Source organism: Mesorhizobium sp. 128a, from assembly GCF_053848025.1.
This window is the reverse complement of sequence record NZ_JBSPKY010000010.1, coordinates 191,510-213,087: the sequence shown is the minus strand read 5'-3', so window position 1 is coordinate 213,087 and position 21,578 is coordinate 191,510. Positions and strand designations below refer to the sequence as shown.

The following is a 21,578-nucleotide window of genomic DNA, read 5'->3' as shown; positions in this document are numbered from 1 at the left end:
CGGCAACACCAACAGACAGGAATACGAAGATGGCCAAGATGCTCGTGATCTACAACACCCCGGCCGATCCTGAGGCTTTCGACCGGCACTATTTCGAGATTCATGTGCCGCTGGCCAAGAAGCTTCCCGGCCTGCGGCGCTACGACATCAGCAGGCGGCCTATCATCAAGCGCTCAGCGGGCGAGATGCCGTATCTGGTGGGGACGCTGTATTTCGACAGCCTCGCCGATATGCAGAGCGCATTTGCTACCGAAATCGGCATCGCCTGCGCCGCTGACCGGCGGATACTCGCCCCAGGGGACGACGACCTGACGATGCTGCTGTTCGACGTCGACGAAGTGTGAGCCTGCGCCAATCTCGGACAGCCAGCGGGACGACGGAACTGCGCAGAAGCGGGTGACATTACTTTGCGTCGTGGAAAATAATCCCCACGGTATGCCGTTTGCCTGAGCGCAAGCGGCTAACACCGTGCCTCAGGTTCACCCTGTAGGGACCCCTGGTGCCCTGCACCGGGCGGTTGTGCACAGCAAAGATCACCGCGTCGCCTTGGGTAAGCGGCACCACTTCGGCACGGCTTTGCATGCGCGGGCGCTGTTCGGTCAGCACGAATTCGCCGCCGATGAAATCCTCACCCTGCTGCGACAGCAGGATCGCCACCTGCAAGGGAAAGGCGAGATCGCCATAGAGATCCTGATGCAGGCAGTTGAAGTCGCCGGGGCCATACTGGAGCAAAAGCGGCGTCGGCCGTGTCTGGCCCTGGTCGTGGCAGCGCTCGATAAACGCCGCGTGGTCTTCGGGGTAGCGCTGTGCCGCGCCCATGCGTTCGTTCCAGTCATTGGCGACTGAAGCAAGACGCGGGTAGAGCGCGGTGCGCAAGGCGCCGATCAGGTCGGGCAAAGGGTAGCGGAAATAGCGGTACTCGCCCTTGCCGAATCCGTGACGGGCCATCACCACACGGCTGCGGAAATGTTGCTCATGCGTATAGAGCGCGGCGATTTCGGCGCATTCCTCGGGTGAGAGCAGAGCCGGCATGACGGCGCAGCCATGACTGTTCAGCTCGCCGATCAGAGCGCTCCAGTCCTGCGCGTCGACGCGCGCTTCGGCCGAACGGGTTGCGCGTTTGGTGTTTAGGGAATGGATAGTCATGGATGCCTCCTTTGCCTGCTGTCAAAGTGGGGCGAACGAGAGGCGCGAACCACCCGATTCCTGCGGAGGTGGTGAAGTGTCACCTTCCCTTCTCCACCTGCGGGAGAAGGTGGATCGGCGCGCAGCGCCGAGACGGATGAGGGGTGCGCGACGAAACTGGGGCGGTGGCGATTTCAAACGTGCCGCCAAGCTGGAACACCCCTCATCCGACCTCGCTTCGCGAGGCCACCTTCTCCCACAGGGGGAGAAGGACAGGTTGCGCCTCACCGCTTCCGATAAGGCTCCAACTCCGGATCCAGATCGACCCTCACCGCGTTGGTGAACACGCAGGTCGCCACCATGATGCCGGCGAAGGCGACGAGGTTGACCAGCAGCGTGTCATCGTAACGGGCCTTCAGTGCCGCCCAGATATCGTCGGGAATTGCATCGCTGCCGGCCGCAAGCGCCTTGCCGAATTCGATTAGCAACGCCTCGTCGGCGCCGGGTCCGATCGCTTCCGGATCAAGGCCGCCATCGATCAGCGCGCGGCGGAAGAAGGTGACGGGAATCTCGGCCCGGCAGCCTTGCGAGATCGCCAGCGACAGGAGCCAGATGGCGCGGTCGTCGAGCGTCGGCTTCAAGAGATCGCGCAGCGTGAACCATTCGGCATAGATGCGGTGCGCCGCCGGTGAATGCAGCAATATGCGCTTCATGTTGGTCATGCGCCCGCGCAGGCCAAGCTCCCTGTCGTGCTCGGCGCGAATGTCTTGCGATGCCGTCGCGTAATCAATTGGCGGGATCATGACCATGGGATGGTCCTTGGTTGGCCGTGTTCTGCGACATCCCTCATCCAAGCGTCGTATGCAGATGCGGTGCGCTGCGCAGCGTGTTGGACACCGTGCAGATCGCTTCGGCATCCTCGACGATGCGCTGCTTCGTCGCCGCGTCGAGATCGCCCGCAATGTCGAGCCTGATGTTGAAGTTTTCGACACGCGACGGCTCGTCCTTCGCCTTCTCGCCACTGACCTCGGCGCGCACCTCACCAAGCTCGGCGGCGACCCCGAGCCGGCTGGCGGCGATGCGGGCACTCAGCACCATGCAGGCGGCGAGCGAGGCATAGAGCAGGTCGAGCGGGTTGAAGCCCGGCGCGCTGACCCCGGTGACGACATCGACGGCACCGCCGGTCGGTGTGGTGATGGCGGGCAAACCGCCAGGCTGCAGTGTCGCCGTCGCGCCGGTGACGCGTGTTCTGACCTTGAGTTCACTCATATCGGATCCTTTCACTGGCCGCCCGCAATGGGGCTGCCGCCGTGGCGCGTGCCCTGCCCGCTATATGGTACGCTCGGGGCCAACGCCGCAACATCGACTGAAGTCTCCGATTTCGCTAGACTGTGATGCCTTCTGAATAAGCCATGATACTGCACTGTTTCGAGGTTCGGCAATGAAGCGTAGTCTGGCTTTCGCTTTGATTGCAGTTGCCGGCGCTGGTCTGCTCGGCGGCGGCGCACTGTTGCTTGTTGGTCAGACCGCGGTTTCGCCGGACGCAATCCAGTCGTCGGTTATCCGCACCCCCGCGCTGATCGACAGCGCCTGGAAGCTGCCGGTGGCCGCCACTTTCAACGCCAGCCTTGACTGGCAAACGAACAGTTCACGGTGCGGTCCGGCCAGTGTCGCAAACACGTTCCGCTCCATCGGCGAGGAGGAGACAAGCGAGGCCGAAGTCCTTGAGGGCACCGGAAAATGCTGGACCGGCTTTTTTGCATCATCGGGCTGACGCTGGACGAGGTTGCCGACGTCGCTCAGGCGAAAACCGGTCGGAAAGTCTCGGTGCTGCGGAACCTGAGCGCCGACGAATTCCGCGAGCACATGAAGCGCGCCAACGATCCAAACCGCCGCTACATCATCAATTTCACCCGCGAGAAAATCCCCGATCGGCGGCTATCTTGAGGCCGAGGACATGGTTTTCGTCCTCGACGTAAACGAGCGCTACAAGCCTTGGCTGATCGAGCGCGAACGGCTGTTCTCGGCCATGGACACGATCGACAGCGATGGCGACAGGAAGCGCGGTCTGCTGCTGATCGAGTAGCACGGTCGGGTTCGGAGCAGGCGCGGTCCCGGCGCTACCGGCCGCGCAAGATTTGTTTCTGGATCTTGCCGGACGCGGTGCGCGGCAGCGCGTCGGTGAGCAGGAATTCCTTCGGTACCTTGTAGCGGGCGATGCGGGCTGCACAGTGGGCGGTGAGCGCGGCTGGGTCGAGGACGCAGCCCGCCTTCATCACGACGAAAGCGCGGCCGATCTCGCCCCAGCGCTCGTCGGCGACGCCGATGACCGCCGCTTCGGCAATGTCGGGATGATCGAGCAGCGCCATTTCGATCTCGGCCGGATAGACGTTCTCGCCGCCCGAGATGAACATGTCCTTGCGGCGGTCGACCAGGGTGACGAAACCTTCTTCGTCCCGGCGGGCGATGTCGCCGGTGCGGAACCAGCCGTCCGGTGTGAAGGCCTGCGCGGTCTCATTCGGCCGGTTCCAGTAGCCCGGTGTGATGTTGGGACCGCTGAGCCAGATCTCGCCTGCCGCGCCGGCCCCGACGTCCTGGCCATCTTCGTCGACGATGCGCAAGCCAAGCGATGGCGCCGGCAGGCCGGCGGAGCCGGCCTTGCGGGCGATCTGGCCGGCCTCGAGGGGCATGCCGAGCACGGTGCCGGCCTCGGTCATGCCGAAGCCGTCGACCATGCGCACGCCCTGCTCCAGCCACCAGAGGATGTCGGCAGCGGGATTGGGGGCGCCGCCGGTGAAGATGGCGGTGAGCGTGGTCCAGTTTGCCGGCGCGAACGCGGTATCCTCGCGCAGCATTTTGGCCATTTGCGGGACGCAGAAATAGTGGGTGACGCCGAGTTCCGGATCGGCCAGCCGGCGGTTGGTGAGGCCAGCCTCGAAGCCGGACGAGATCAGCACGGTGCCGCCTTGCAGCAAGGGCGGACGCAGGCTGGTGAGGAGTCCGATGACATGGAACATCGGCGCATCGCAGAGGAAGACGCTGGAATTGCCGACCCGACCCAGCACGCCGAAATTGACCGCGGTGGCGAAAGCGTTGGCCTCGGTGATGATCACCCCCTTCGGCCGGCCCGATGTGCCTGAGGTGTAAAGGATGATCGACGGCTGATCGGCCGGCGGCAAACGCCGGCGCGGCGCCGGCGCCTGCGCTGCCACCGCCGCCGCAAAGTCGGCGACCTCGACCAGCATGCAGCCCTTGGGCGGCGCTATCTCAAACGCGGCATCGTGCAGCAGCAGCGCGGGATCGCAATCGGCGAGGATTGTTTGTTGCTCGGCTCCGGCTAGGCGCCAGTTGACCGGCACAAAAATGGCGCCGAGCCGCATGGCGGCCTGCTGCAGGATCAGGAGATCGGCGCTGTTGCGGGCGACCGTGGCGATGCGTTGCCCCGGCTCGATACCGTAGCCGCTCTCAAGGACGGCGACAGCACGCTGGATGGCTTCATCGAAACCGCCGTAGGTCCAGCGCCGCCCGGAAGCGAGGTCGACGCAAGCGAGGCGCTCGGGCTGCGTCGCGGCATGCAAGGCCACGGGATCGGGCGTCGTCCAGGCCGGCATCTCGCATCTCCTCCCCGATCGAAAGTCAGCTGGTCACCTTGCCTTGTCGTAGGCGCCGAGGCCGGGCTTGTAGCTCTTCTCGTCGATGAATTGGCGGATGCCTTCCTTGCGGCCGTCATTGTCGTAGGAATTGGCCGCCTCCTGCGCCCGCACCAGATAGTCCTCGGCATTGTCGTAAGTCATCTCGGCAACGCGGCGGACGGCATCCTTGGTCGCCTTCAGAGCGACCGGATTTTTCTTCAGCAAGATGTTGGCCACCTCGGCGACGCGCGCCTTGAGGCCTTCGAGCGGCAGGCTCTCATTGACCAGCTTCCAGGCAGCCGCTTTCCTGCCGTCTATCAGTTCGCCGGTCAGCGCGTGGTACATGGCGTCGCGCATCGACAGCAGGTCGACCACCACCTTGGTGGCGCCGCCGCCGGGCAGGATGCCCCAGTTGATCTCCGACAAAGCAAACCGCGCCTCGTCGGCGGCGAAAGCGAGGTCGCAGGCAAAGAGCGGGCCGTAGCCGCCGCCAAAGCACCAGCCATTGACCATGGCAATGGTCGGCTTGCGGTACCAGCGCAGCCGCCGCCACCAGCCATAGGCTTCGCTTTGGGCCTTGCGGACAGCGCCCAGCCCCTTGGCTTCGGTCTCGCGAAAATACTCCTTGAGGTCCATGCCCGCCGACCAGGCATTGCCCTCGCCCGACAGCACCAGCACGCCGACATCGTCGCGATATTCCAGTTCGTCGAGCACTTCCATCATGCGCCGGTTGAGCGCCGGGTTCATGCAGTTGCGTTTCTCAGGCCGGTTGAAGCGCACCCAGGCGATGCCGTCCTCGATGTCGAAGGCAACGGTCTCTTCGGTCATGGCAAGTCTCCTCCGGCTCGCGGTCTTGCATGGCAAGCGAAGAGCCGTGCTCCTTCTTGAAGTAATCGCTATGCTACATAGCTTTATAATCGCTATGTTGCATAGTCTTTTTTACTTGACAAGGGTTTTGATCGCGGCGATCGATTGCAGCATGAACGAGACGGTAGATCGCACCACTTCCGGCAAGACGACAAGGGTCGCGCCCGAAGACCGGCTCGACGCGCAGATTGGCTACAATCTGCGCCGCGCTTCGGCCCTGGCGCTCAATGATTTCACGGTCGAGCTGGTCGATGCGGCGCTGCGTCCCGTCACCTACGGCATGCTGGCGTTGATCGACGAGCGGCCCGGCATCAGCGCCGCCGAACTCTGCCGTCTGCTCGGCATGAAGAGTGCCAACATGGCGCCGCTGCTTGCCGAACTCGAAGAGCGCGGGCTGGTGGAGCGCGACGACCATGCGCAGGACAGGCGCGTGCAGGTGCTCGCTTTGACCACGGCTGCCAAAGCGGCCATGCCGGCATGGCGCCGGCAGGTGCGCCGGCACGAGGACCGGTTCCTAGAGCGGCTGACGAAAAAAGAGCGCGCAACGCTGCTGCGGCTGCTGCGGCTGATCTGGGTCGAGGAAGACTGAGTTCTCCGGCAAGCGTCGTCACTGGCCATTGCTGTCCCGCCGCCGATCTCGCGGAAGGCTTTTTCGAACAAGGCGATAGCGGCGCATCCTACCAATCTGATTCAGGCCGCATGGCATCCACCTGTCAGGAGCCTTCGGCGGACCGGTACCGATTTTGGCAGCCCTGCGTTAGGCTCGCGCCATCCGCAATAGGATCGCGAGAACCATGATCGTCCAGACCTGCATCAACGGCGCGCGTCCCGCCGATTTTCATCCGACGCTGCCGCTCGACGCCGAGGCCATGGCGCGCGATGGCGCGGCTTCGATTGCCGCGGGTGCGGCGGAGTTGCATGTCCATGCCCGCGGAGCGGACGGCCGCGAGAGCCTTGCGCCGGCAGCGATGGACCCGACAATTGCAGCGCTGCGCCGCGCCTGCCCCGGCACGCTGATCGGCGTCTCCACCGGCGCCTGGATCGAGAACGACGATGTCAGCACGCTGGTCGCCATCGCCGGCTGGCACGAACTGCCGGACTATGCCTCGGTCAATCTCAGCGAGACGGCAGCACCCATCGTCATGGAGAGCCTGCGCCAACGCGGCATCGGCATCGAGGCGGGCCTGGCATCGGTCGCCGACGCCGAGCGTCTCGTCAACCTGGACCATGGCGGACGCGTTCTGCGCGTGCTGATCGAGATTTCCGAGCAGACACTGGACGAGGCCCTTGCCGTTTCGGACGGCATCGAAAAAGTGCTGGATCGTGCCGGGATACGACGGGCGATCCTGCTGCACGGAGCCGACACCACGGTCTGGCCGTTCGTGCGCCGTGCGGCGGAGCGCAACTGGTCGACGCGCGTCGGGCTGGAGGACGGCAAGGAACTGCCCGATGGCACGGTGGCCTCCGGCAATGCGGCGCTGACGGCCGCGGCGGTAGCGATCTTCCGGGCCAGCCGATCGGCGTAGCCGCCGACGAATGCGTCGATGACAGGTGATCTCGGGGCCGCCGCCTCGATGCCACCGGCCGCGATGCGATCCGGCGCCTACCCTCCAACCATCCCACTGACCATCCGCGCGGTGCGCGGCGCAAGCGTCAGCCCTATGTGGCCATGGCCGAAGGCGAGAATCACGTCCCGCCCGCCTCGTGAGGGCCTGATCACGGGCACGGAATCGGGCATCGAGGGACGAAAGCCGAGCCATGTGCGGCTCGGCTCACCCAGTTCCGGAAAAACCCGACGCGCATTGGCCGCCAGCACTGCCACACGATGTGGGTTGGCGGGGGCGCCCAGGCCGCCGAGTTCGACCAGGCCTGCAACACGCAAGCGGCCGCGCATCGGGCAGAGATAGAAGCCGAGCGCGGTAGGGCAGACCGGCCGTTCGATCGGCGGGTGGGCCATGTCGAATTCGATGTGATAGCCGCGTTCGGTATCCAGCCTGACAGGATCGCCGATCTGGGCGGCGAGCCTTTGCGAGTGGGCGCCGGCGGCGATGACAGCGGTCCGGGCGCTTATGTCGAAGGGCGCGGCGTCGATGCGGATACCATTCGCTTGCCGCGCGATCGTTCGGGCGGAGGCCTGGACGAATTCCACGCCCGCGCGCCGCACCGCGGCGGTCAACCGCGCCATCGTCTCGCCCGGATCGTTGAGATTGATCGCGCCCGGAAAAAACACGCCGCCACCCTCGACGGGCGGCAACCGGGGTTCCAGCCGATGCACTTCGTCGGCCGACAGCAGTTCCTGACCAATGCCATAGGAGCGGCGCAGGTCGATATCGGTGGCCGCCGCCCTGAAGGCCTTCTGCGTTTCATAGAGATAGAGACAGCCCTTGGCGGAGAGCAGGTCCGTTGCCCCAATTTCGGCCGCGAACTCTGTCCATGCCGCCGATGCGTCGGAAACGAGTTCGGCGATCCGGCTTGTGTTTTCCCGGAACCGGTACGGCAAGGATTCATAGGCAAACCGGGCCAGCCAGGGGAACAGGGACGGCAAGGCCGAAGTGCGGATCGACAAGGGGCTGCGCGCGTCGAGCAGAAGCGAGGGCAGGTTCCGCAGCACGGCCGGCGTGCCTACGGGTATGACCGCATAATTGGCGATGGTTCCCGCATTGCCGTAAGACGCGCCGCTGCCGGGCTCGTTCGGTTCGATGATGGCGACATCGCGCCCGTCGGCGCGAAGCCGAAGCGCGATCGCCAAGCCTATGACGCCACCGCCGATCACGGCGATGTCGGTCGAAATCCTGCTCATCTGGTCCACATGCGTTGAGGCAAAGACGGGCGCCCAAGGGCCGGCGAAACGGGGCTGGCGAAACGCGTACCGGATCGCACCATTCCCTATGGGCTCTGTTTGGAGTGATTGCCGGCCGGCGTTCAGGCAGGCGCGGCGTAGCGCGCGACATAGGCAGCCGTTCGTGCTTCACGTGGGTTGTCGAGCTCGTCGGCCGCCGTGCCCTGCTCGATGATCCGGCCCCCGTCAATGAAGACGACCCAGTCCGAGACTTCGCGGGCGAAAGGCAGTTCGTGGGTGACGAGGATCATCGTCATGCCGTCCTTTGCCAGTTCCCGCATCACGCGCAGCACCTCGCCGGTCGATTCCGGATCGAGCGCGGAGGTCGGCTCGTCGAACAGAAGCACGGTCGGGCCAAGCGCCAAAGCGCGCGCGATGGCGACGCGCTGCTGCTCGCCGCCGGACATGCGTTCGGGATAGGCTGTTGCCCTATGCGCGAGGCCGACGCGGGTGAGCAGGCGCACCGCGCGCTCGACCGCTTCGCGCTCGCCGATCGCGGCGGCATGCATCTGGGCGAGAACGACATTTTCCACTGCTGTCAGATGCGGGAACAGGTTGAAGCGCTGAAACACCATGCCGACGCGCTGGCGCAGCCTGGCGAGGTTCTTGCAGGTCACCGCGCCCTTGTCGCAGATCGTCTCGCCATTGACCTCGATGACGCCGCCGTCGGGCAGCTCGAGCAGGTTGACGCAGCGCATCAGCGTCGTCTTGCCGCCGCCGCTCTGGCCGATGATGCTGACGATGCGACCGGCCGGCACGTCGAGGTCGATGCCGCCGAGCACCTGTCTGCCGTCGAAGGATTTCTTCAAGCCACGGATGGTGACTGCCGGGCCGGCGGTTGCGGTCGCGCTGGCCGCCTTGGGAAGTGTCTGTTGTGCCATCGGTCTAGGCTCCGCCTGCGAGCAGCGACCTGGCCAGCTTCAGCCGCCGCCGGCGCCCCGGCGTCAGCGGCACGCCCGCCTCAATGGTCCGCTCCAGCCAGAGCAGGCATTGCGAGAGGGGATAGCAGACGGCGAAATAGATGCACGCGATCACCAGGTAGACTTCGAGCGCCCGAAACGTTTCGGAGGCGATCAGCTGCGCCTGGGTCATCAGTTCGACGGCCGAGATCGTCACCAGAAGCGATGTCGATTTCAGAAGGTCGACGAACATGGTGTTGGTGCCGGGCAATGCCAGCCTCAGCGCCTGGGGCAAAATGACGTGGCCAAAGGTGGTGCCGCGGCCAAGGCCCAGCGCCTGCGCGGCCTCGTTCTGGCCGGAGTGGATGCCCGCAATGGCCGCGCGAAAAATCTCCGACAGATAGGCGGCGTAGAACAACATGAGGCTCAACACGCCGGCGACGAAGACGCTGAGCTTGACGCCCACCGACGGCAGGCCGAAATAGGTGACGAAGATGATGGCGAGCAACGGGACGTTCTTGAATATCTCGGTGTAGATGGCGGCCGGCAGGCGCACCAGACGCAAGCGGTTGAGGCGCATCAGCGCCAGGACGAGACCGAGGACAGCGGCACCGACAAAGCTGACGATGGTGTAGGCAAGGGTCCTGAGCAGACCCCAGCCGAGATTGCTTGCGTAGTCGCTCCAGGGAACCTGGAAGAACCCGCCGAGCGTGTGGAAAAGGGACATGGGCCTGCCCCCACCCTCAAGGCGCGATCGAGGGCGGCGCCCAATCCGCCGGGCGGTCCGCGCCCCGGCGCTGCGCCGCCATCTCCGGCGAAGGCACCAGGAACTGCTTCGGATCGCCGCCCCATTTGGTGACGAGCCCGGCAAGCGAACCATCCTTGTACATGGCATCGATCTGGTCCGAGACGGCCTTGGCCAGCTGCGGCGCCTCTTTCGGCAGGTAGAAGCCGGTCATGTAGGGCTGAAAATACTGGTAATCGGGATGGGCCTTGATCTCGTCGGCGGTCGGCGGCGCCAGGTAGGCGACGCGGAACTTCATGTCCGGCCGTTCCTTCTGCTGGTAGATGATCAGCAGAGGGTCGAGAAAGCCGACATCCAGCCTGCCTGATGACAGGTCCTGAAAGACGCTGTCGGCCGTCGGATAGGTGTGCGGGGTGGCGTTCGGCACCTGCGCGATCGACTTCGCCCAGACATAGCCGGTGACGGTGCCGAGATCCTTGCCTTCCAGGCTCTTGACGTCGGGATAGTCGGCAGTGCCCTGCACCGCCATTGCCGGAGGCGAATAGTAAGGCGGGTCGGTGAAGAGACCGACCTTCTGGCGGGCGTCCGACCAGGCGATGCCGCCGATGGTGATGTCGGCACGCCGCGACTGGACCGATGCCAGCATGCCGGGAAAATCGGTGACGCTGACTTCCATCTTGAGACCAAGCTTGTCGGCGACGGCGGCAAGGATATCGCTGTCCAGACCGACGAGCTTCTCGTCCTTCATCGCCGTGTAGGGCATGTAAGGCTCGATCGTGACCTGCAGCACGCCCGGCTTCAGCGTCTCAAACCCGTCCGCATGCGCCTGCGTGGCCAGCACTCCAAATCCAATGCCCAGCAAGGCGGCAATGCCGACCTTGAACCGCGAGTGAGACACAACGCCCTTTTCCGTCCCTTTTTCCATGCCCGATACCTCCCTGTAGCCGGATCGATATATCTGTAATATATTGATTAGTATATTATATGAATCCGTTGTCAAGTGATTCCTTGGCGATCGGATTCGATCCCTGTGAGGTGAGTAAGATGGACGCGCGGATGCGGGAAGACGATGCCGACCGTGTCGAGGCTGGCTCGACCTTGGCCGAGCGCACCTATCTGCAGCTGCGCGAGGACATCATCACGGTCAAGCTGGCGCCCGGCACCCTGCTCCGTGAAACCGACCTCATGCGGCGGCTGGACGTCGGGCGCACGCCGGTGCGCGAGGCGTTGTTGCGGCTGCAGCGCGATGGCTTCGTCGATGTCAATGGCCGTCGCGGAACCTCCGTCAGCACGATCGATATCAGCGATCTATCGGCGATCTACGAAGCCAGGGCGAGAATTGAATCCTGGGCGACGCGGCTCGCCGCCGAACGTCTGCGAGAGCCTGAGCGTCGGGAAGCACAAGCCCTGATCGGCGAACTGGCCGCCTTTCCAAGTCCTCCGGAGCTCGAGCCCCTGCTTGCGCTGGACCAGCGCATCCACCGCTTCATCTATCGAGCCGCCAAGAACCCGTATCTGTTCGACACGCTCGACCATTACCACAATTTGTCGCTCAGGATCCTGCATGTGGCGACGCGTCGGTTTCCCGAGCTTATGTCGGGGCTCGACAAGGTCCTGCAGGAGCAGACCCTTATGCTCGAGGCGGTTTGCCGGGGAGATGGCGAAACGGCCGAGCGCATCGCGCTGCATCATGTCCTCAGCTTTGAACAGGATGTTCGCAAGATCATTTGAGCCGAGTTGCCGCAACAACGACCCTCGCGAAGGCTGTTCGTATGGCCGACACGCGGCGGAAGCGGTTATGCGGCCACCCTGCACCTTTGAAAGGTCGCGTCATGCCCGCACTCCTCACAGCGTCGCCAGCCGCGAATTTGTCATGGCCTTGCCATAGGCTTGTCGCAGCGTCCGCTTCTCTTCCAGGGCAGCGATGACGCTTGCGGCAAAATCCGTCGCGTACATGTCGGCGAGCCGGGTGAGCCCGCCCGGCGTGAAGACGTTGATCTCCAGAAGTTTGTCGCCGACGATGTCGAGCCCGACCAGGAACATGCCGTCGCCGATCAATTTGGGGCGCACCATTTCGGCTATGCCCAGCATGGTGGCCGTTACCTTGACCTTGCGGGCGGTTCCGGCGGCATGGATGTTGGAGCGGACGTCGCCCTTGGCCGGAACGCGGCGAAAGGCTGCGTACTTGCCGTCGTGCATCAGCGGCAGTCCGTTCATCAGGAACAGACGCACGTCACCGGCCTTGGCTTCCGGAAGATAGACCTGCGCGATGAGATAGCCTTCACCGCTGGCCGCCTCGAAAATCTGGTTGAGGTTGGAATCGGTAGGCTTGGCAATATGGAAGACATTCTTGCCGCCGGACCCTTGCAGCGGTTTGACGATGCAGCCTTTTGGCTGTTTGTCGATGAAGGCGCGGATCTCGGTGATGCTGCGCGATATCAGGCTCGCCGGCCTGACCGCTTCGGGAAAGGACTGCAGATAGAGCTTGCTCTGTGCCTGCGCCAGGCCGTCCGGATCGTTGACGACGATCGTGCCGCGTTCGGCTGCGAGCCGACCGAACATGATGCCCGCATTGGCCGCCCAAGGCCGGCCGGTGCCATCCAGCGACGGGTCGTTGCGCAGAAACAGAATGTCGATGTCGCTCATGGCGACAGTCTTCTTCTGCTTCGCGGCATCCCGCAGGGCAGCATGAAGCTTGGCTGATGTCTTGTAGCCAGCATCGGGCAGAACCGCGACGCTGACAGCCAGATTGTCATCGGGACGCAGGATGAAATCGCCCGGCTCGACATAGACGACAGAATGGCCGCGCTGGACGGCAGCCAGCGCCAACGCCGTCGTTGTATAGCCCGGCGTCTCGGTTTCAATGGAATTGACGAAGAACGCAATGCGCACTGTAGAGCCCCCCTCAGGTTTCAACCATATCGATCGGATCTATACCCGCCATCGCTTTCCTGAGGCGCGGACGGGCCGCGTCGGAAGAGAGGAACGCAGGTTCGAGGCGCGGCGCCCGCAGCAGGCCGCGCGCGTTGAGTTCCTGGATCGCGCCGAAATGCGCGGCGGAAATCTTGCCCATCCAGAACGGCGTGAGGCTGCCGCCATTCCTCAAGTGATCGAGAATCTGCAACAGGCCGCGCAGATAGATGGCGTCTTTTGCAAGGCCGCCGCCGCGATAGACGCGCAGAACGACGTTGAAGGCCTCGCGATCATCGAGATCCCCACGCAGAATGCGGAAGGCTTCCTCAAACGTTGCGCCGCCGAGCATCGCCTGACAGGCGATCACTCTCGCCGCGATCAGCCGCAAACGCGCCGCGGTCATGCCGCCGACCAGATACTCCGCCAGCACGGCCAGTCCCTCCTGCATGCCTTCATAGCCGGCGAGCCCGCTACAGAAGATGGCGAGCCCCTGCGCGGCACCATTGAAATAGGTCAGCAGATGAACACCGATCTCGTGGCTGAGCAGCGCCGCCAGACGCTCCGGTGGAAGGTTGGTATCGCGCGACACCAACAACCGGTTTCGCGCGACCAGAAGGCCGGCCGGCAAGTCGCCGCGGATCTCGACGGAAGCATCGAAATCGGAATAGGCGGCGCGGTATCCGGCGATCATGTCTCGCGCTGCGGTGGCAATGGCGGCGGCGTCCAGTCCCTTCTGACGGGCGACCGAGGCAGGCCGCGGCAGCCTTTCGAGAATGGCGCGTGCCCTCGCCGCCAGGCTCGGCTCGACGCTGCCATAGAGGGCTCGTCCGAGCTCGATGAAGCGGGGGGTTTCGCGTGCCGCCAGCATCGACAACTGGAGATCGAGCTCCTGCTGCTTTTCGGAGAGCAGCCTGGTCAGGAGTGTATCTTCCAGATGGTCGAGCGAGATCGAATAGAGATTCCGCTTCTGATCGGCGACCTCAAGCTCGAGCGGCCGGTAAAGCAGTGTTGGCACACGCTCGAATGCGCCGGCCTGGAATTCCCGCCAGGAGGGTTCGGCATTGATCGGTGTGACGGCAAGCAGAAAATCGAACGTCGACGCGACATTGTCTAGCGCACGGTCAGCCCGCACGACAGCGTCGATGTAGGCGCGGCGGCCCAGGGAACGATGGGTCGCCGGTTGTTCCAGGCTCGAAGCCTTCAGGAAGGCGCTGACGGACTGCAGCGCGGAATCGACCATGTTGGCGACCACGAGGTCGTGGAGTTCGGGGTAGACGCGCTTGGTGCCGGGCACCCTGTAGATCGGTGCGAAGCGCACCGTCAGGCACGCCACATCACCGGGATCATCCCATAGCCGTGCTTCGGCGCGTGTGGTGGGACTGAGCTCGTCGACGCGGGGCGTGCGATATTTGGCTTCGCGCGCCGACGCCGCATCGGCGAAGCGCTTGCGGGCCGCGTTCTCCGCCGCGGTGTTGCCGCACGCCAGCGCAATCTCGAAGGGCGGCAGGAACGGAACATCGTCGGTCAGGAACCGGTCTTCGGCCAACTCGCCGATGTCCAGCAAGAGGAATGCGCCGCAGTGATCGCGTATCCTTCGCGCCACCAGCCGCGCGATCTCGCCGGCGAGCTCAATGTCGGCGGCGATCAGGTAGGAGGCGTTGGCGGAGACGGCATGGAATGCCGCATCCTGGTGCGACCCGACATGGACACACAGAAAGGGCAGCGGCCGATCGATGTGCAATCGGCTGCCGTTGCCGAATTCGCGGCGGATCGGCTTGCCGTCGCGGAAAAGCGCGTCAAGATCCGTTTCGATTTGCACCAGTGGAGAGGTGGGCTCGACAAGCTTGGGCTTCATCGCATGGCCCGCAGCGCCCCGACCAGAACGGGCATCGTCGATGCAAGGGCGGCGCGCAGTTGGTCGATTGCAGCCCAGTCGGGTTCGCCGCTCCATTCGTCCATGAAAATCTTCTTGAACTCCACCGCGATGGCACAGCCGGTCCCTGGAAAATTGGTGTGGACGAAACGCGTCTGTTCGCCCCTGCCCTGGAAGGACACGTTCTCGCGCACATCGATCGGCTCGCCGTTGAGATGGTGGCCGCGAAGCGTCTCGATGAACGCGTCGACGATAGGCGCCCAGCGCTCGCGGTCCATGGAAGACGTGCCGATGTTGATGTCGGGCGCGAGGTCGCGAGACGTCAGCGCAGCCTGCGGCCCATCGCGGCGATGATTGTAGCTATGGACGTCGATGAGAACGAACCGGCCATAGCGCTTCTCGATATCGGTGAGGACACGCTTCAGCTCGCTGTAGAAAGCGTCGTGAAAGGCGAGAGACTCCCGCACGATGGCCTCGGCCGGCGGCTCGCGCCAGACTTTGAGCCCCCAGGACTGGTCCGGGGACAGGTAGATCGCCGCGTCGCGCGCGCGGTTCAGATCGACCTGGAAGCGCGATCGATGGACGATGATCTGGGTCGGAAAATCGGCGATGAAGCGCTCGGTGAACGGGTCTTCTTCCCGAAGCCGGTCTGGCTCGGAGAGAGACATGAGCGATCGAGAGGGGCTGCCAACGTCGGTGCCGCTGTGGATGGCTGTACCGATGACAGGACTGTCTCCGAGCTTGATCGTCCAGCCCGATCCACCCATGTCGGTGTTGGAAATCGTCTTGTCCATGCTCCGAAATGCGCGGAACGTGCTGACGGTTCCGCTTCATCGAACAAGCGGGTCTTCAATCAAACGTCGCCAGCGGCTCGGCTTTGATCTCGACCCATTCGCAGCGCCGGCTGTCGTGATAGAAGGACTGGAAGGGCGGCGGGAACGATGGGTCGGCAAAGGCGCCGACGGGAATAGCGATAACACCGGGCTGCGTGTCGATCCGGTAGTGGACGCTGGTGCCGCACTCCGGGCAAAAATTGTAGACGACGCGGCCGCCCTCATCGCCGAGGCGTGTGAACTGTTTCGCGCGTCCCTCGATCGAAACATCGCCTTCCACAAACCGGACGTTATAGCTGAAGGCGCTGCCGGTGCGGCGCTTGCAGTCCAGGCAATGGCAGACCGAGATGCGCACCGGCTCGCCCGAACAGATTGCCGACAGTTGGCCGCAGAGACATTGCGCGCGGCGGGTGACCATGGTTGCTCCTCCCGAGCCTGTTCCATCCCGATGGAATCGGGATGGGGCTCTATCTTCTTGATCTTCTCCGCAACCGGATTCCGCTTTTCGCTTCGCTGACCTTCGGTTCGGGATCATGCTGGTGAGACACGTTACTGCGTGTCGGCGCTGGCCCTCAACTCCGTACGCTTCTCGTCCGACACGACAGCCAGATCCAGCACCTTTTGCAGTTCGGCGGCATGGTGGAAAGACGGTTCGGCCTGCACACCGCTCCTGACGGCATCGACGAAGCGCTGGTAGTTGGTCGGCACCGTGCCGGCGTCGATCACCTGCCATTTGGCGGTCTCGATGTCGTCGCCGATGCACGCTTTCAGCTCCGAACCCTCGAGATTGTGCACAACCTCGATGCCGCCCTTGTCGCCATAGATGCGCAGGCGCAATTCGTTCATGTGGCCGGTCGCCCAGCGGCTGGCATGCACCACGCCGAAGGCGCCGTTGGAAAAATCCATCGTCATGGCGAAACTGTCATTGGCGTCGAGGTCGTATTCGCCGATGCGGTTGCCCGGCGCCTTGTCGAAGGCGCGCAGCCGGCAGAACACATGGTCGATGTCGAGCGCCGCGCCATAGCTGGCGAAATCGAGGATATGGATGCCGACATCGCCCAACACGCCGTTGGAGCCGTGGCCGCGCGACAGCCGCCACAGCCATTTCGGATCGGTGCGCCAGTCGCCCCAGAATTTCGACACCAGCCAGCTCTGCAGATAGGACGCCTCGACATGGCGCACGGTGCCGATGTCGCCAGCCAGCACCATCTGCCGCGCCTTCTGCAGGGGAGCGACGTTGCGATAGGTGAGGTTGACCATGTTGACGATGCCGGCGGCTTCGGCGGCGTCAGCCATCTCGGTGGCCTTGCCGAAGTTTTCGGCCAGCGGCTTTTCGCACAGCACCGGCTTGCCGGCGGCGATCAGAGCCATGGTGGTCGGGTGGTGGATGCGGTCCGGCGTGACGTTGGCCACCGCATCGAAGCCGCCCCAGCCGAGCGCTGCCTCCAGCGATGTGAAGCGCTTCGGGATCTTGAAGCCGTCGGCGAATTCACCGACGCGCTTTTCATCGACATCGACAGCGCCGACGATCTCGACGCCGTCGATGGCGCCAAAGCGGCGGGCATGCTCCTGCGCCATCCAGCCGGTACCCAGTATCAAAAGCCGCATTTTCTACACTCCGAGAGAAATTGGTTCGATTCAACCATATGGGACGAATGCGGTCCAGCTACGCCTTTTTCTTGGATTTTGTTTTAGCGGAAACCCGCCTCGCCCGAGGCGTGCAGCTTGCCGCCGCGCTCGACGATCGGCTCCAGCGCCTTGTCGACCGGCACGTTCGGCGCGTCGAGGATCGCCGACTTCGAACCTTGCGGGTTGTGCGCCCATTTCACCGCGTTGCGCAGCACCTTGTGCACAGTGGCGTCGTGATAGGTCGGATAGGTCTCGTGGCCCGGGCGGAAGTAGAAGACGTTGCCGGCGCCGCGCCGGTAGGTCAGCCCGGAGCGGAACACTTCGCCGCCCTGGAACCAGGAAATGAACACGGTCTCCAGCGGCTCCGGCACGGCAAACTGCTCGCCATACATTTCTTCGTTTTCGAGCTCGAAATATTCTCCCACGCCTTCGGCGATGGGGTGGCTGGGGCTGGTGACCCAGAGCCGCTCGCGCTCGCCTGCCTCGCGCCATTTCAGCGTGCAGGGCGTGCCCATCAGCCGCTTGAAGATTTTGGAGAAATGGCCGGAATGCAGAACGATCAGCCCCATGCCTTCAAAGACGCGGCGGGCGACGCGCTCGACGACCTCGTCGGCAACGGCGCCATGGTCCTTGTGGCCCCACCAGACCAGCACGTCGGTCTCGGCCAGACGATCGGCCGGCAGGCCATGCTCGGGCTGTTCGAGGGTGGCGGTCGAGGCGGAGATCGCCTTGTCAGTGTTCAGCGCCTTGGCGATGGTCGTATGCATGCCCTCGGGGTAGAGGGCGGCGACCACCTCATTGGTCCGCTCATGGATATTCTCGCCCCAAACGACAGCGCGTATTGTCATTGATACCTCGTGGAATTCCAGGCCGACCCGCCGCGATCAGTCATAGACTGCCGGGGATGGAAAAGGGAATAGGCAGTACGGCAGTAGGGGAATAGGTGAAAAAGAAGGGCAGTGAGCGCTCACTGCCCTACTGCCTACTGCCTTACGCGCCACGCCCTTCCTGAGCGACTCGCGTCAGCGGCTTCGAGAGCCGCGGCACGACGACGAGGCGCTTGATCTTGCCCTTCTTGTAGGCGGAGAGGAAGCGGGCATAGTCCTTGAACACGACGCAGCCATTGGATTCGGCACGGCCGCCGCGCAGCATGTAGGTGTGGGCGAGCAGGCCGTCGCGGCCATATTTGTTGCCGCCGCTGACCGGGGTGAGACGGATCGCCTCGACGCCGTGGAAGCGGGATTCGCGCAGCTTCAGATCATAGGTGTTGGGTGGCGTCGGGCCGACATTCTTCTTGTTGACGAAGCGTGGCTGGTCGACCATCGAGCCCAGTCCCGAATGCGCCTCCAGCCGCGAACCATCCGGCATGTAGACGGTCTTGGCCGAAATGTCGTAGACGGCGACGCCGCCGCCCATTCCGGGCGTGGCGAACAGATCCTTGAAGGCCCGGCCGACACCGCCAGCCGGGACATCCGGTTTGGCATAGGCCAGCATCTCGCCGGACTGTGCCTTCACCCGCTTGCCCGGCTTGGTGCGGATGGTCTCGCCGCCTGGCACGCCCGGCAGTGCGGCGACTTCAGAAGAACTCCGCGGCGAGCGCGGCGATGCAATGGCCGGCGACTGGGGTGCGGTAGTCTCAGCCGCCCGGTCGGCCTGTGGCTTGGCTTCCTTGGGTTTGCTGTCCTGGAGTTTGCTTGCCTGCGGCTTGCTTGCCTGGGGCGCCTCGGCAGGCTGAGCGGTTTCGGCGCGCGGACGCCGACCCGGCAGTGCAATGTTGTCCGGCAGATCGTCCTGCGGCGGCAGCGAGGCGACCTGAACCTCGGCCTGCTCAGGATCTTGCGCTCCGACGATTGCCGCTACGGCCGGCGGCGGCGCCAGCATGTCAGCGCCCTGATCCGGCAAGGTGTTGGCCAGCGCCAACGCCAGGCGGGACGAGCGTTCGATTTCAGCCACTTCCGGCCCAAAGCGCTCCGAGGCCGGCCCATGCTGGTCGGGCATGCGGACTTCGGCGAAACGGGCTGCGGCTGGAAGGCTGGCAAGCATGAAGGGCGCATTCGAGGCCTTGGCGAAGGCGGCAGCCAGCTTTTGCGGCGACAGCTTTGCCTTGGCCACCACGCCGTCGAAGCGCATGCCGCGCGAAGTGGCGAGCGCGACGCTGGTGTTTGGCGCGATGGCGCCACTGACCACAGCAGGCGTGGCCGGCTTCAGCCGTGCCATCTTGCCGTCATGCGCGAAGCTCGCGGCGGTATGCGCGCAGCCAGCGTCGCATTGGCTGAGCAGCGAGGCCTGTAATTTTTGCGCCGAAAGCCGCGGCGCCCACGAATTGGCAAGGTTGCGGCGTGAATCGGCAAGCGTGATCGTGCGCTGCAGAAGCAGGCTTTGCGGCAAGGTGTTGGAAGCGGCGGTGAGCGAGGTTCCCAGCGAATAAAGCCCGGCCATCGTCGCCACCGACCACAGCGCAAGGGCCGCGCCGACAGCCGGCACCACCACCCAGCGCTTGCCGCATCTCTTCGAAGTCAAATCCCGTTCAGGATTGTCGCCCCGGTCATTCAAACGCAAAAACGCCATACAACCACTCTCAATCGGCATGCAGGCTTGCGACCCTCGCATCCGTGACATCCACAGTTCGCTGGTGCCCCCTGCACCTTTCGCGTCTGTTGCCGATTGAATCAAAAGATGGACAAAGTTGGTTAACCAATCCCTCCATCAGCCACCGATTACACGGTGCCCGATACGAAAAAAGAGCCCCTCCATGGTCTACGCCACGGTAAAAATGCTCTCCCTCACCCGCCTTGCTGCCCGTTTTTGCGATCTAAGTCAAGAAAACGCTGCGTCAGCTTTTTGCAACGTCAGGCTGATCGCCCGGTGATCGGGCGCTTCGAGCGGTTGACCTTCCAGCCGCTGGAAGGTCTATGCGTAGTAAAATTACCACCTTTGTTGATGGACATCGACCGATGAGCAGCGGACTCGCGACCGAAGAATTCGACCTGCCGGCGAAGTCCCGATGCGCGCTTGTCGACGGATCGCCCGGCACGGGGGTGGCGCCGTGAAATGGACTTTGGGAGCAGCGTTGCTGTCGCTGGTCTGTGCCCTCGCGGTGGCCGCCTCTGCCGGCGACGGACCAATCGTTGCGGCACGCCAGGCGTCGATGAAGGACATGGCGGCGGCAGCGAAAACCATCGCCGGCATGTTCGACGGCAGACAGGCCTATAACGCTGCGGCCTTCAAGGCGGCGGCGGACACCCTTCGCGCACGCACCGACCCTGCTCTGATTGCCGAGTTTCCAAGCGGCTCGCTGGGGCCACCTTCGCAGGCCAGGGTGGAGATCGATCAGGCGCGTGCAGAATTCGAGGCGCTGGCAAATCACATCGGGATGCTGACCGGCGCGCTCGCCGCCAAGGCCGAGCACGCGCCTGAAGTTATCACCGACGACATGCGCATGGGTGCCGGTCTGGCAATGGGCGGCGGCAGCCTGCTCGGCAGGCGCTCGATCCCGGCGGAAACCGATCCGGCCAAACTCCCGGCAGAGCATATCCTGCATCTCATCCTGCAGGATTGCACGAACTGTCATTCGAAATTCCGGCAGAGGACCGAGTGAGCTTGCCTGTCACGCCAGCCACGCCTTGATCGCCGGGAGGGCGAGAACGCTGCGCATCCGGTCTTGGGCGTCCTTGACGGCTGACGCCATCGGCGCGGGTCGGTCTCGATCGCTCGCCATGCCGCCGAGGTGGCGACACGCGAGCAAATCGACGCGCTGGCCGCCGCCCTGGCCGAAAACGAACGCGCCATTGCCCGGGCGCGGGCCTTCGCCATCACCGATGTAGCATTTCACCGCGTGCTGACAGTCATCCCCGGCAATCCGATCTTCCTTGCCGCGCATGAGGCGCTGGTCGAATGGCTGATCAACCAGCGCATCCACGTGGCCAATACGGAGATCGAAAACCGCAGGAGTTTCGCCGGCCACCAGGCGGTGTTCGAGGCGATAGAGCGCCACGAGCCGGAAGCGGCCGGCCAGGCGATGCGTGCGCATCTGGAAAACGCCCGGCGCAAGTTCAATTCAGGCTCGGACAGACTGGATTAGGAGGCTGACGCCGCGGGTGGCTTTGCGCGACAGCGCTCTGGCGCAAAGCAAAAAGCCCGCCGTTCCAAGCCGGCGGGCTGACGTCAAATCATGCAATTCGATCCGGTTGTCGCTAGCCAGGACAGCCGAATTTCGGCCTGCA

The 21,578-nt window shown here is 64.1% G+C and carries 22 protein-coding genes and 1 pseudogene; 7 read left to right on the top strand and 16 right to left on the bottom strand.

Features of this window, described 5'->3' with window-relative positions:
- Positions 1-29: 29 nt before the first annotated feature.
- A complete protein-coding gene (locus ACWTU9_RS18395) occupies positions 30-344 on the top strand; it encodes an EthD family reductase (protein WP_454577418.1) in 315 nt (104 codons plus the stop codon).
- 58 nt (positions 345-402) lie between these two features.
- Here ACWTU9_RS18395 and ACWTU9_RS18390 read toward each other — a convergent pair whose 3' ends face one another.
- From ACWTU9_RS18390 to ACWTU9_RS18380, 3 genes are all read right to left on the bottom strand, one after another.
- A complete protein-coding gene (locus tag ACWTU9_RS18390) occupies positions 403-1,146 on the bottom strand; it encodes a 2OG-Fe(II) oxygenase (RefSeq protein ID WP_455859505.1) in 744 nt (247 codons plus the stop codon).
- A gap of 263 nt (positions 1,147-1,409) precedes the next feature.
- Positions 1,410-1,934: a hypothetical protein gene (locus ACWTU9_RS18385; RefSeq protein WP_455859504.1), complete on the bottom strand. Its 525-nt coding sequence runs from the start codon at positions 1,932-1,934 to the stop codon at positions 1,410-1,412.
- Positions 1,935-1,971: 37 nt separating this feature from the next.
- A complete protein-coding gene (locus tag ACWTU9_RS18380) occupies positions 1,972-2,394 on the bottom strand; it encodes an OsmC family protein (RefSeq protein ID WP_455859503.1) in 423 nt (140 codons plus the stop codon).
- Positions 2,395-2,566: 172 nt separating this feature from the next.
- On the opposite strand from ACWTU9_RS18380, the pseudogene ACWTU9_RS18375 reads away from it, so the two are divergent.
- A pseudogene (locus ACWTU9_RS18375) lies at positions 2,567-3,211 on the top strand (phytochelatin synthase family protein).
- 34 nt (positions 3,212-3,245) lie between these two features.
- Here ACWTU9_RS18375 and ACWTU9_RS18370 read toward each other — a convergent pair.
- Positions 3,246-4,736, bottom strand: coding sequence for an AMP-binding protein (locus ACWTU9_RS18370; RefSeq protein ID WP_455859502.1), 1,491 nt, complete (start codon positions 4,734-4,736; stop codon positions 3,246-3,248).
- Between the two features lie 33 nt (positions 4,737-4,769).
- Positions 4,770-5,585 (bottom strand): p-hydroxycinnamoyl CoA hydratase/lyase, encoded by an 816-nt coding sequence (locus tag ACWTU9_RS18365; RefSeq protein ID WP_455859501.1) that lies wholly within the window; start codon positions 5,583-5,585, stop codon positions 4,770-4,772.
- 151 nt (positions 5,586-5,736) lie between these two features.
- Here ACWTU9_RS18365 and ACWTU9_RS18360 point away from each other — a divergent pair, with 151 nt between their 5' ends.
- Both ACWTU9_RS18360 and ACWTU9_RS18355 read left to right on the top strand, forming a co-directional pair.
- A complete protein-coding gene (locus ACWTU9_RS18360) occupies positions 5,737-6,213 on the top strand; it encodes a MarR family winged helix-turn-helix transcriptional regulator (protein WP_455859500.1) in 477 nt (158 codons plus the stop codon).
- Between the two features lie 205 nt (positions 6,214-6,418).
- Positions 6,419-7,150, top strand: coding sequence for a 3-keto-5-aminohexanoate cleavage protein (locus tag ACWTU9_RS18355; RefSeq protein ID WP_455859499.1), 732 nt, complete (start codon positions 6,419-6,421; stop codon positions 7,148-7,150).
- Positions 7,151-7,227: 77 nt separating this feature from the next.
- On the opposite strand, the gene ACWTU9_RS18350 is transcribed toward ACWTU9_RS18355, so the two are convergent.
- The 4 genes from ACWTU9_RS18350 to ACWTU9_RS18335 form a co-directional block, all read right to left on the bottom strand.
- Complete coding sequence (locus ACWTU9_RS18350; RefSeq protein WP_455859498.1) at positions 7,228-8,424, bottom strand: NAD(P)/FAD-dependent oxidoreductase; 1,197 nt, start codon at positions 8,422-8,424, stop codon at positions 7,228-7,230.
- Positions 8,425-8,546: 122 nt separating this feature from the next.
- Complete coding sequence (locus ACWTU9_RS18345) at positions 8,547-9,344, bottom strand: amino acid ABC transporter ATP-binding protein (RefSeq protein ID WP_455859497.1); 798 nt, start codon at positions 9,342-9,344, stop codon at positions 8,547-8,549.
- Positions 9,345-9,348: 4 nt separating this feature from the next.
- The gene (locus ACWTU9_RS18340) at positions 9,349-10,089 is read right to left on the bottom strand and encodes an amino acid ABC transporter permease (RefSeq protein ID WP_455859496.1); all 741 of its coding nucleotides are present in this window, start codon (positions 10,087-10,089) and stop codon (positions 9,349-9,351) included.
- 16 nt (positions 10,090-10,105) lie between these two features.
- The gene (locus ACWTU9_RS18335) at positions 10,106-11,032 is read right to left on the bottom strand and encodes a substrate-binding periplasmic protein (protein ID WP_455859495.1); all 927 of its coding nucleotides are present in this window, start codon (positions 11,030-11,032) and stop codon (positions 10,106-10,108) included.
- Positions 11,033-11,151: 119 nt separating this feature from the next.
- Here ACWTU9_RS18335 and ACWTU9_RS18330 point away from each other — a divergent pair, with 119 nt between their 5' ends.
- A complete protein-coding gene (locus ACWTU9_RS18330; RefSeq protein ID WP_455859494.1) occupies positions 11,152-11,838 on the top strand; it encodes a GntR family transcriptional regulator in 687 nt (228 codons plus the stop codon).
- 114 nt (positions 11,839-11,952) lie between these two features.
- Here ACWTU9_RS18330 and ACWTU9_RS18325 read toward each other — a convergent pair whose 3' ends face one another.
- The 7 genes from ACWTU9_RS18325 to ACWTU9_RS18295 all read right to left on the bottom strand — a co-directional run bounded on the left by ACWTU9_RS18325 (position 11,953) and on the right by ACWTU9_RS18295 (position 19,875).
- Positions 11,953-12,999, bottom strand: a complete 1,047-nt coding sequence (locus tag ACWTU9_RS18325) for a glutathione synthetase (protein ID WP_455859493.1) — start codon at positions 12,997-12,999, stop codon at positions 11,953-11,955.
- 13 nt (positions 13,000-13,012) lie between these two features.
- Positions 13,013-14,875 carry a flavohemoglobin expression-modulating QEGLA motif protein gene (locus ACWTU9_RS18320; RefSeq protein ID WP_455859492.1) on the bottom strand — a complete coding sequence of 621 codons (1,863 nt, stop codon included), beginning with the start codon at positions 14,873-14,875 and terminating at the stop codon, positions 13,013-13,015.
- Positions 14,872-15,687, bottom strand: a complete 816-nt coding sequence (locus ACWTU9_RS18315) for an N-formylglutamate amidohydrolase (protein WP_455859491.1) — start codon at positions 15,685-15,687, stop codon at positions 14,872-14,874. Before ACWTU9_RS18315 ends, ACWTU9_RS18320 begins: the two co-directional genes overlap by 4 nt.
- A 55-nt stretch (positions 15,688-15,742) precedes the next feature.
- The gene (locus ACWTU9_RS18310; protein ID WP_455859490.1) at positions 15,743-16,144 is read right to left on the bottom strand and encodes a GFA family protein; all 402 of its coding nucleotides are present in this window, start codon (positions 16,142-16,144) and stop codon (positions 15,743-15,745) included.
- A 131-nt stretch (positions 16,145-16,275) separates the two neighbouring features.
- Positions 16,276-17,334, bottom strand: coding sequence for a Gfo/Idh/MocA family protein (locus ACWTU9_RS18305; RefSeq protein ID WP_455859489.1), 1,059 nt, complete (start codon positions 17,332-17,334; stop codon positions 16,276-16,278).
- Between the two features lie 83 nt (positions 17,335-17,417).
- Positions 17,418-18,203: a ThuA domain-containing protein gene (locus ACWTU9_RS18300; RefSeq protein WP_455859488.1), complete on the bottom strand. Its 786-nt coding sequence runs from the start codon at positions 18,201-18,203 to the stop codon at positions 17,418-17,420.
- A 142-nt stretch (positions 18,204-18,345) separates the two neighbouring features.
- Positions 18,346-19,875 carry a tlde1 domain-containing protein gene (locus ACWTU9_RS18295; RefSeq protein ID WP_455859487.1) on the bottom strand — a complete coding sequence of 510 codons (1,530 nt, stop codon included), beginning with the start codon at positions 19,873-19,875 and terminating at the stop codon, positions 18,346-18,348.
- Positions 19,876-20,401: 526 nt separating this feature from the next.
- On the opposite strand from ACWTU9_RS18295, the gene ACWTU9_RS18290 reads away from it, so the two are divergent.
- Positions 20,402-20,953: a cytochrome c gene (locus ACWTU9_RS18290; protein ID WP_455859486.1), complete on the top strand. Its 552-nt coding sequence runs from the start codon at positions 20,402-20,404 to the stop codon at positions 20,951-20,953.
- A 108-nt stretch (positions 20,954-21,061) separates the two neighbouring features.
- Entirely contained in the window at positions 21,062-21,436 is a 375-nt protein-coding gene (locus ACWTU9_RS18285) for an FCD domain-containing protein (RefSeq protein ID WP_455859526.1), read from the top strand.
- Positions 21,437-21,578: the final 142 nt, after the last annotated feature.

What these genes read in the sequence shown, in the direction of transcription:
- ACWTU9_RS18395 (WP_454577418.1), top strand. Translation starts at nt 30, where the DNA reads ATGGCCAAGATGCTCGTGATCTACAACACCCCGGCCGATCCTGAGGCT.
- ACWTU9_RS18390 (WP_455859505.1), bottom strand. Translation starts at nt 1,146, where the DNA reads ATGACTATCCATTCCCTAAACACCAAACGCGCAACCCGTTCGGCCGAA.
- ACWTU9_RS18385 (WP_455859504.1), bottom strand. Translation starts at nt 1,934, where the DNA reads ATGGTCATGATCCCGCCAATTGATTACGCGACGGCATCGCAAGACATT.
- ACWTU9_RS18380 (WP_455859503.1), bottom strand. Translation starts at nt 2,394, where the DNA reads ATGAGTGAACTCAAGGTCAGAACACGCGTCACCGGCGCGACGGCGACA.
- ACWTU9_RS18370 (WP_455859502.1), bottom strand. Translation starts at nt 4,736, where the DNA reads ATGCCGGCCTGGACGACGCCCGATCCCGTGGCCTTGCATGCCGCGACG.
- ACWTU9_RS18365 (WP_455859501.1), bottom strand. Translation starts at nt 5,585, where the DNA reads ATGACCGAAGAGACCGTTGCCTTCGACATCGAGGACGGCATCGCCTGG.
- ACWTU9_RS18360 (WP_455859500.1), top strand. Translation starts at nt 5,737, where the DNA reads ATGAACGAGACGGTAGATCGCACCACTTCCGGCAAGACGACAAGGGTC.
- ACWTU9_RS18355 (WP_455859499.1), top strand. Translation starts at nt 6,419, where the DNA reads ATGATCGTCCAGACCTGCATCAACGGCGCGCGTCCCGCCGATTTTCAT.
- ACWTU9_RS18350 (WP_455859498.1), bottom strand. Translation starts at nt 8,424, where the DNA reads ATGAGCAGGATTTCGACCGACATCGCCGTGATCGGCGGTGGCGTCATA.
- ACWTU9_RS18345 (WP_455859497.1), bottom strand. Translation starts at nt 9,344, where the DNA reads ATGGCACAACAGACACTTCCCAAGGCGGCCAGCGCGACCGCAACCGCC.
- ACWTU9_RS18340 (WP_455859496.1), bottom strand. Translation starts at nt 10,089, where the DNA reads ATGTCCCTTTTCCACACGCTCGGCGGGTTCTTCCAGGTTCCCTGGAGC.
- ACWTU9_RS18335 (WP_455859495.1), bottom strand. Translation starts at nt 11,032, where the DNA reads ATGGAAAAAGGGACGGAAAAGGGCGTTGTGTCTCACTCGCGGTTCAAG.
- ACWTU9_RS18330 (WP_455859494.1), top strand. Translation starts at nt 11,152, where the DNA reads ATGGACGCGCGGATGCGGGAAGACGATGCCGACCGTGTCGAGGCTGGC.
- ACWTU9_RS18320 (WP_455859492.1), bottom strand. Translation starts at nt 14,875, where the DNA reads ATGAAGCCCAAGCTTGTCGAGCCCACCTCTCCACTGGTGCAAATCGAA.
- ACWTU9_RS18315 (WP_455859491.1), bottom strand. Translation starts at nt 15,687, where the DNA reads ATGGACAAGACGATTTCCAACACCGACATGGGTGGATCGGGCTGGACG.
- ACWTU9_RS18310 (WP_455859490.1), bottom strand. Translation starts at nt 16,144, where the DNA reads ATGGTCACCCGCCGCGCGCAATGTCTCTGCGGCCAACTGTCGGCAATC.
- ACWTU9_RS18305 (WP_455859489.1), bottom strand. Translation starts at nt 17,334, where the DNA reads ATGCGGCTTTTGATACTGGGTACCGGCTGGATGGCGCAGGAGCATGCC.
- ACWTU9_RS18300 (WP_455859488.1), bottom strand. Translation starts at nt 18,203, where the DNA reads ATGACAATACGCGCTGTCGTTTGGGGCGAGAATATCCATGAGCGGACC.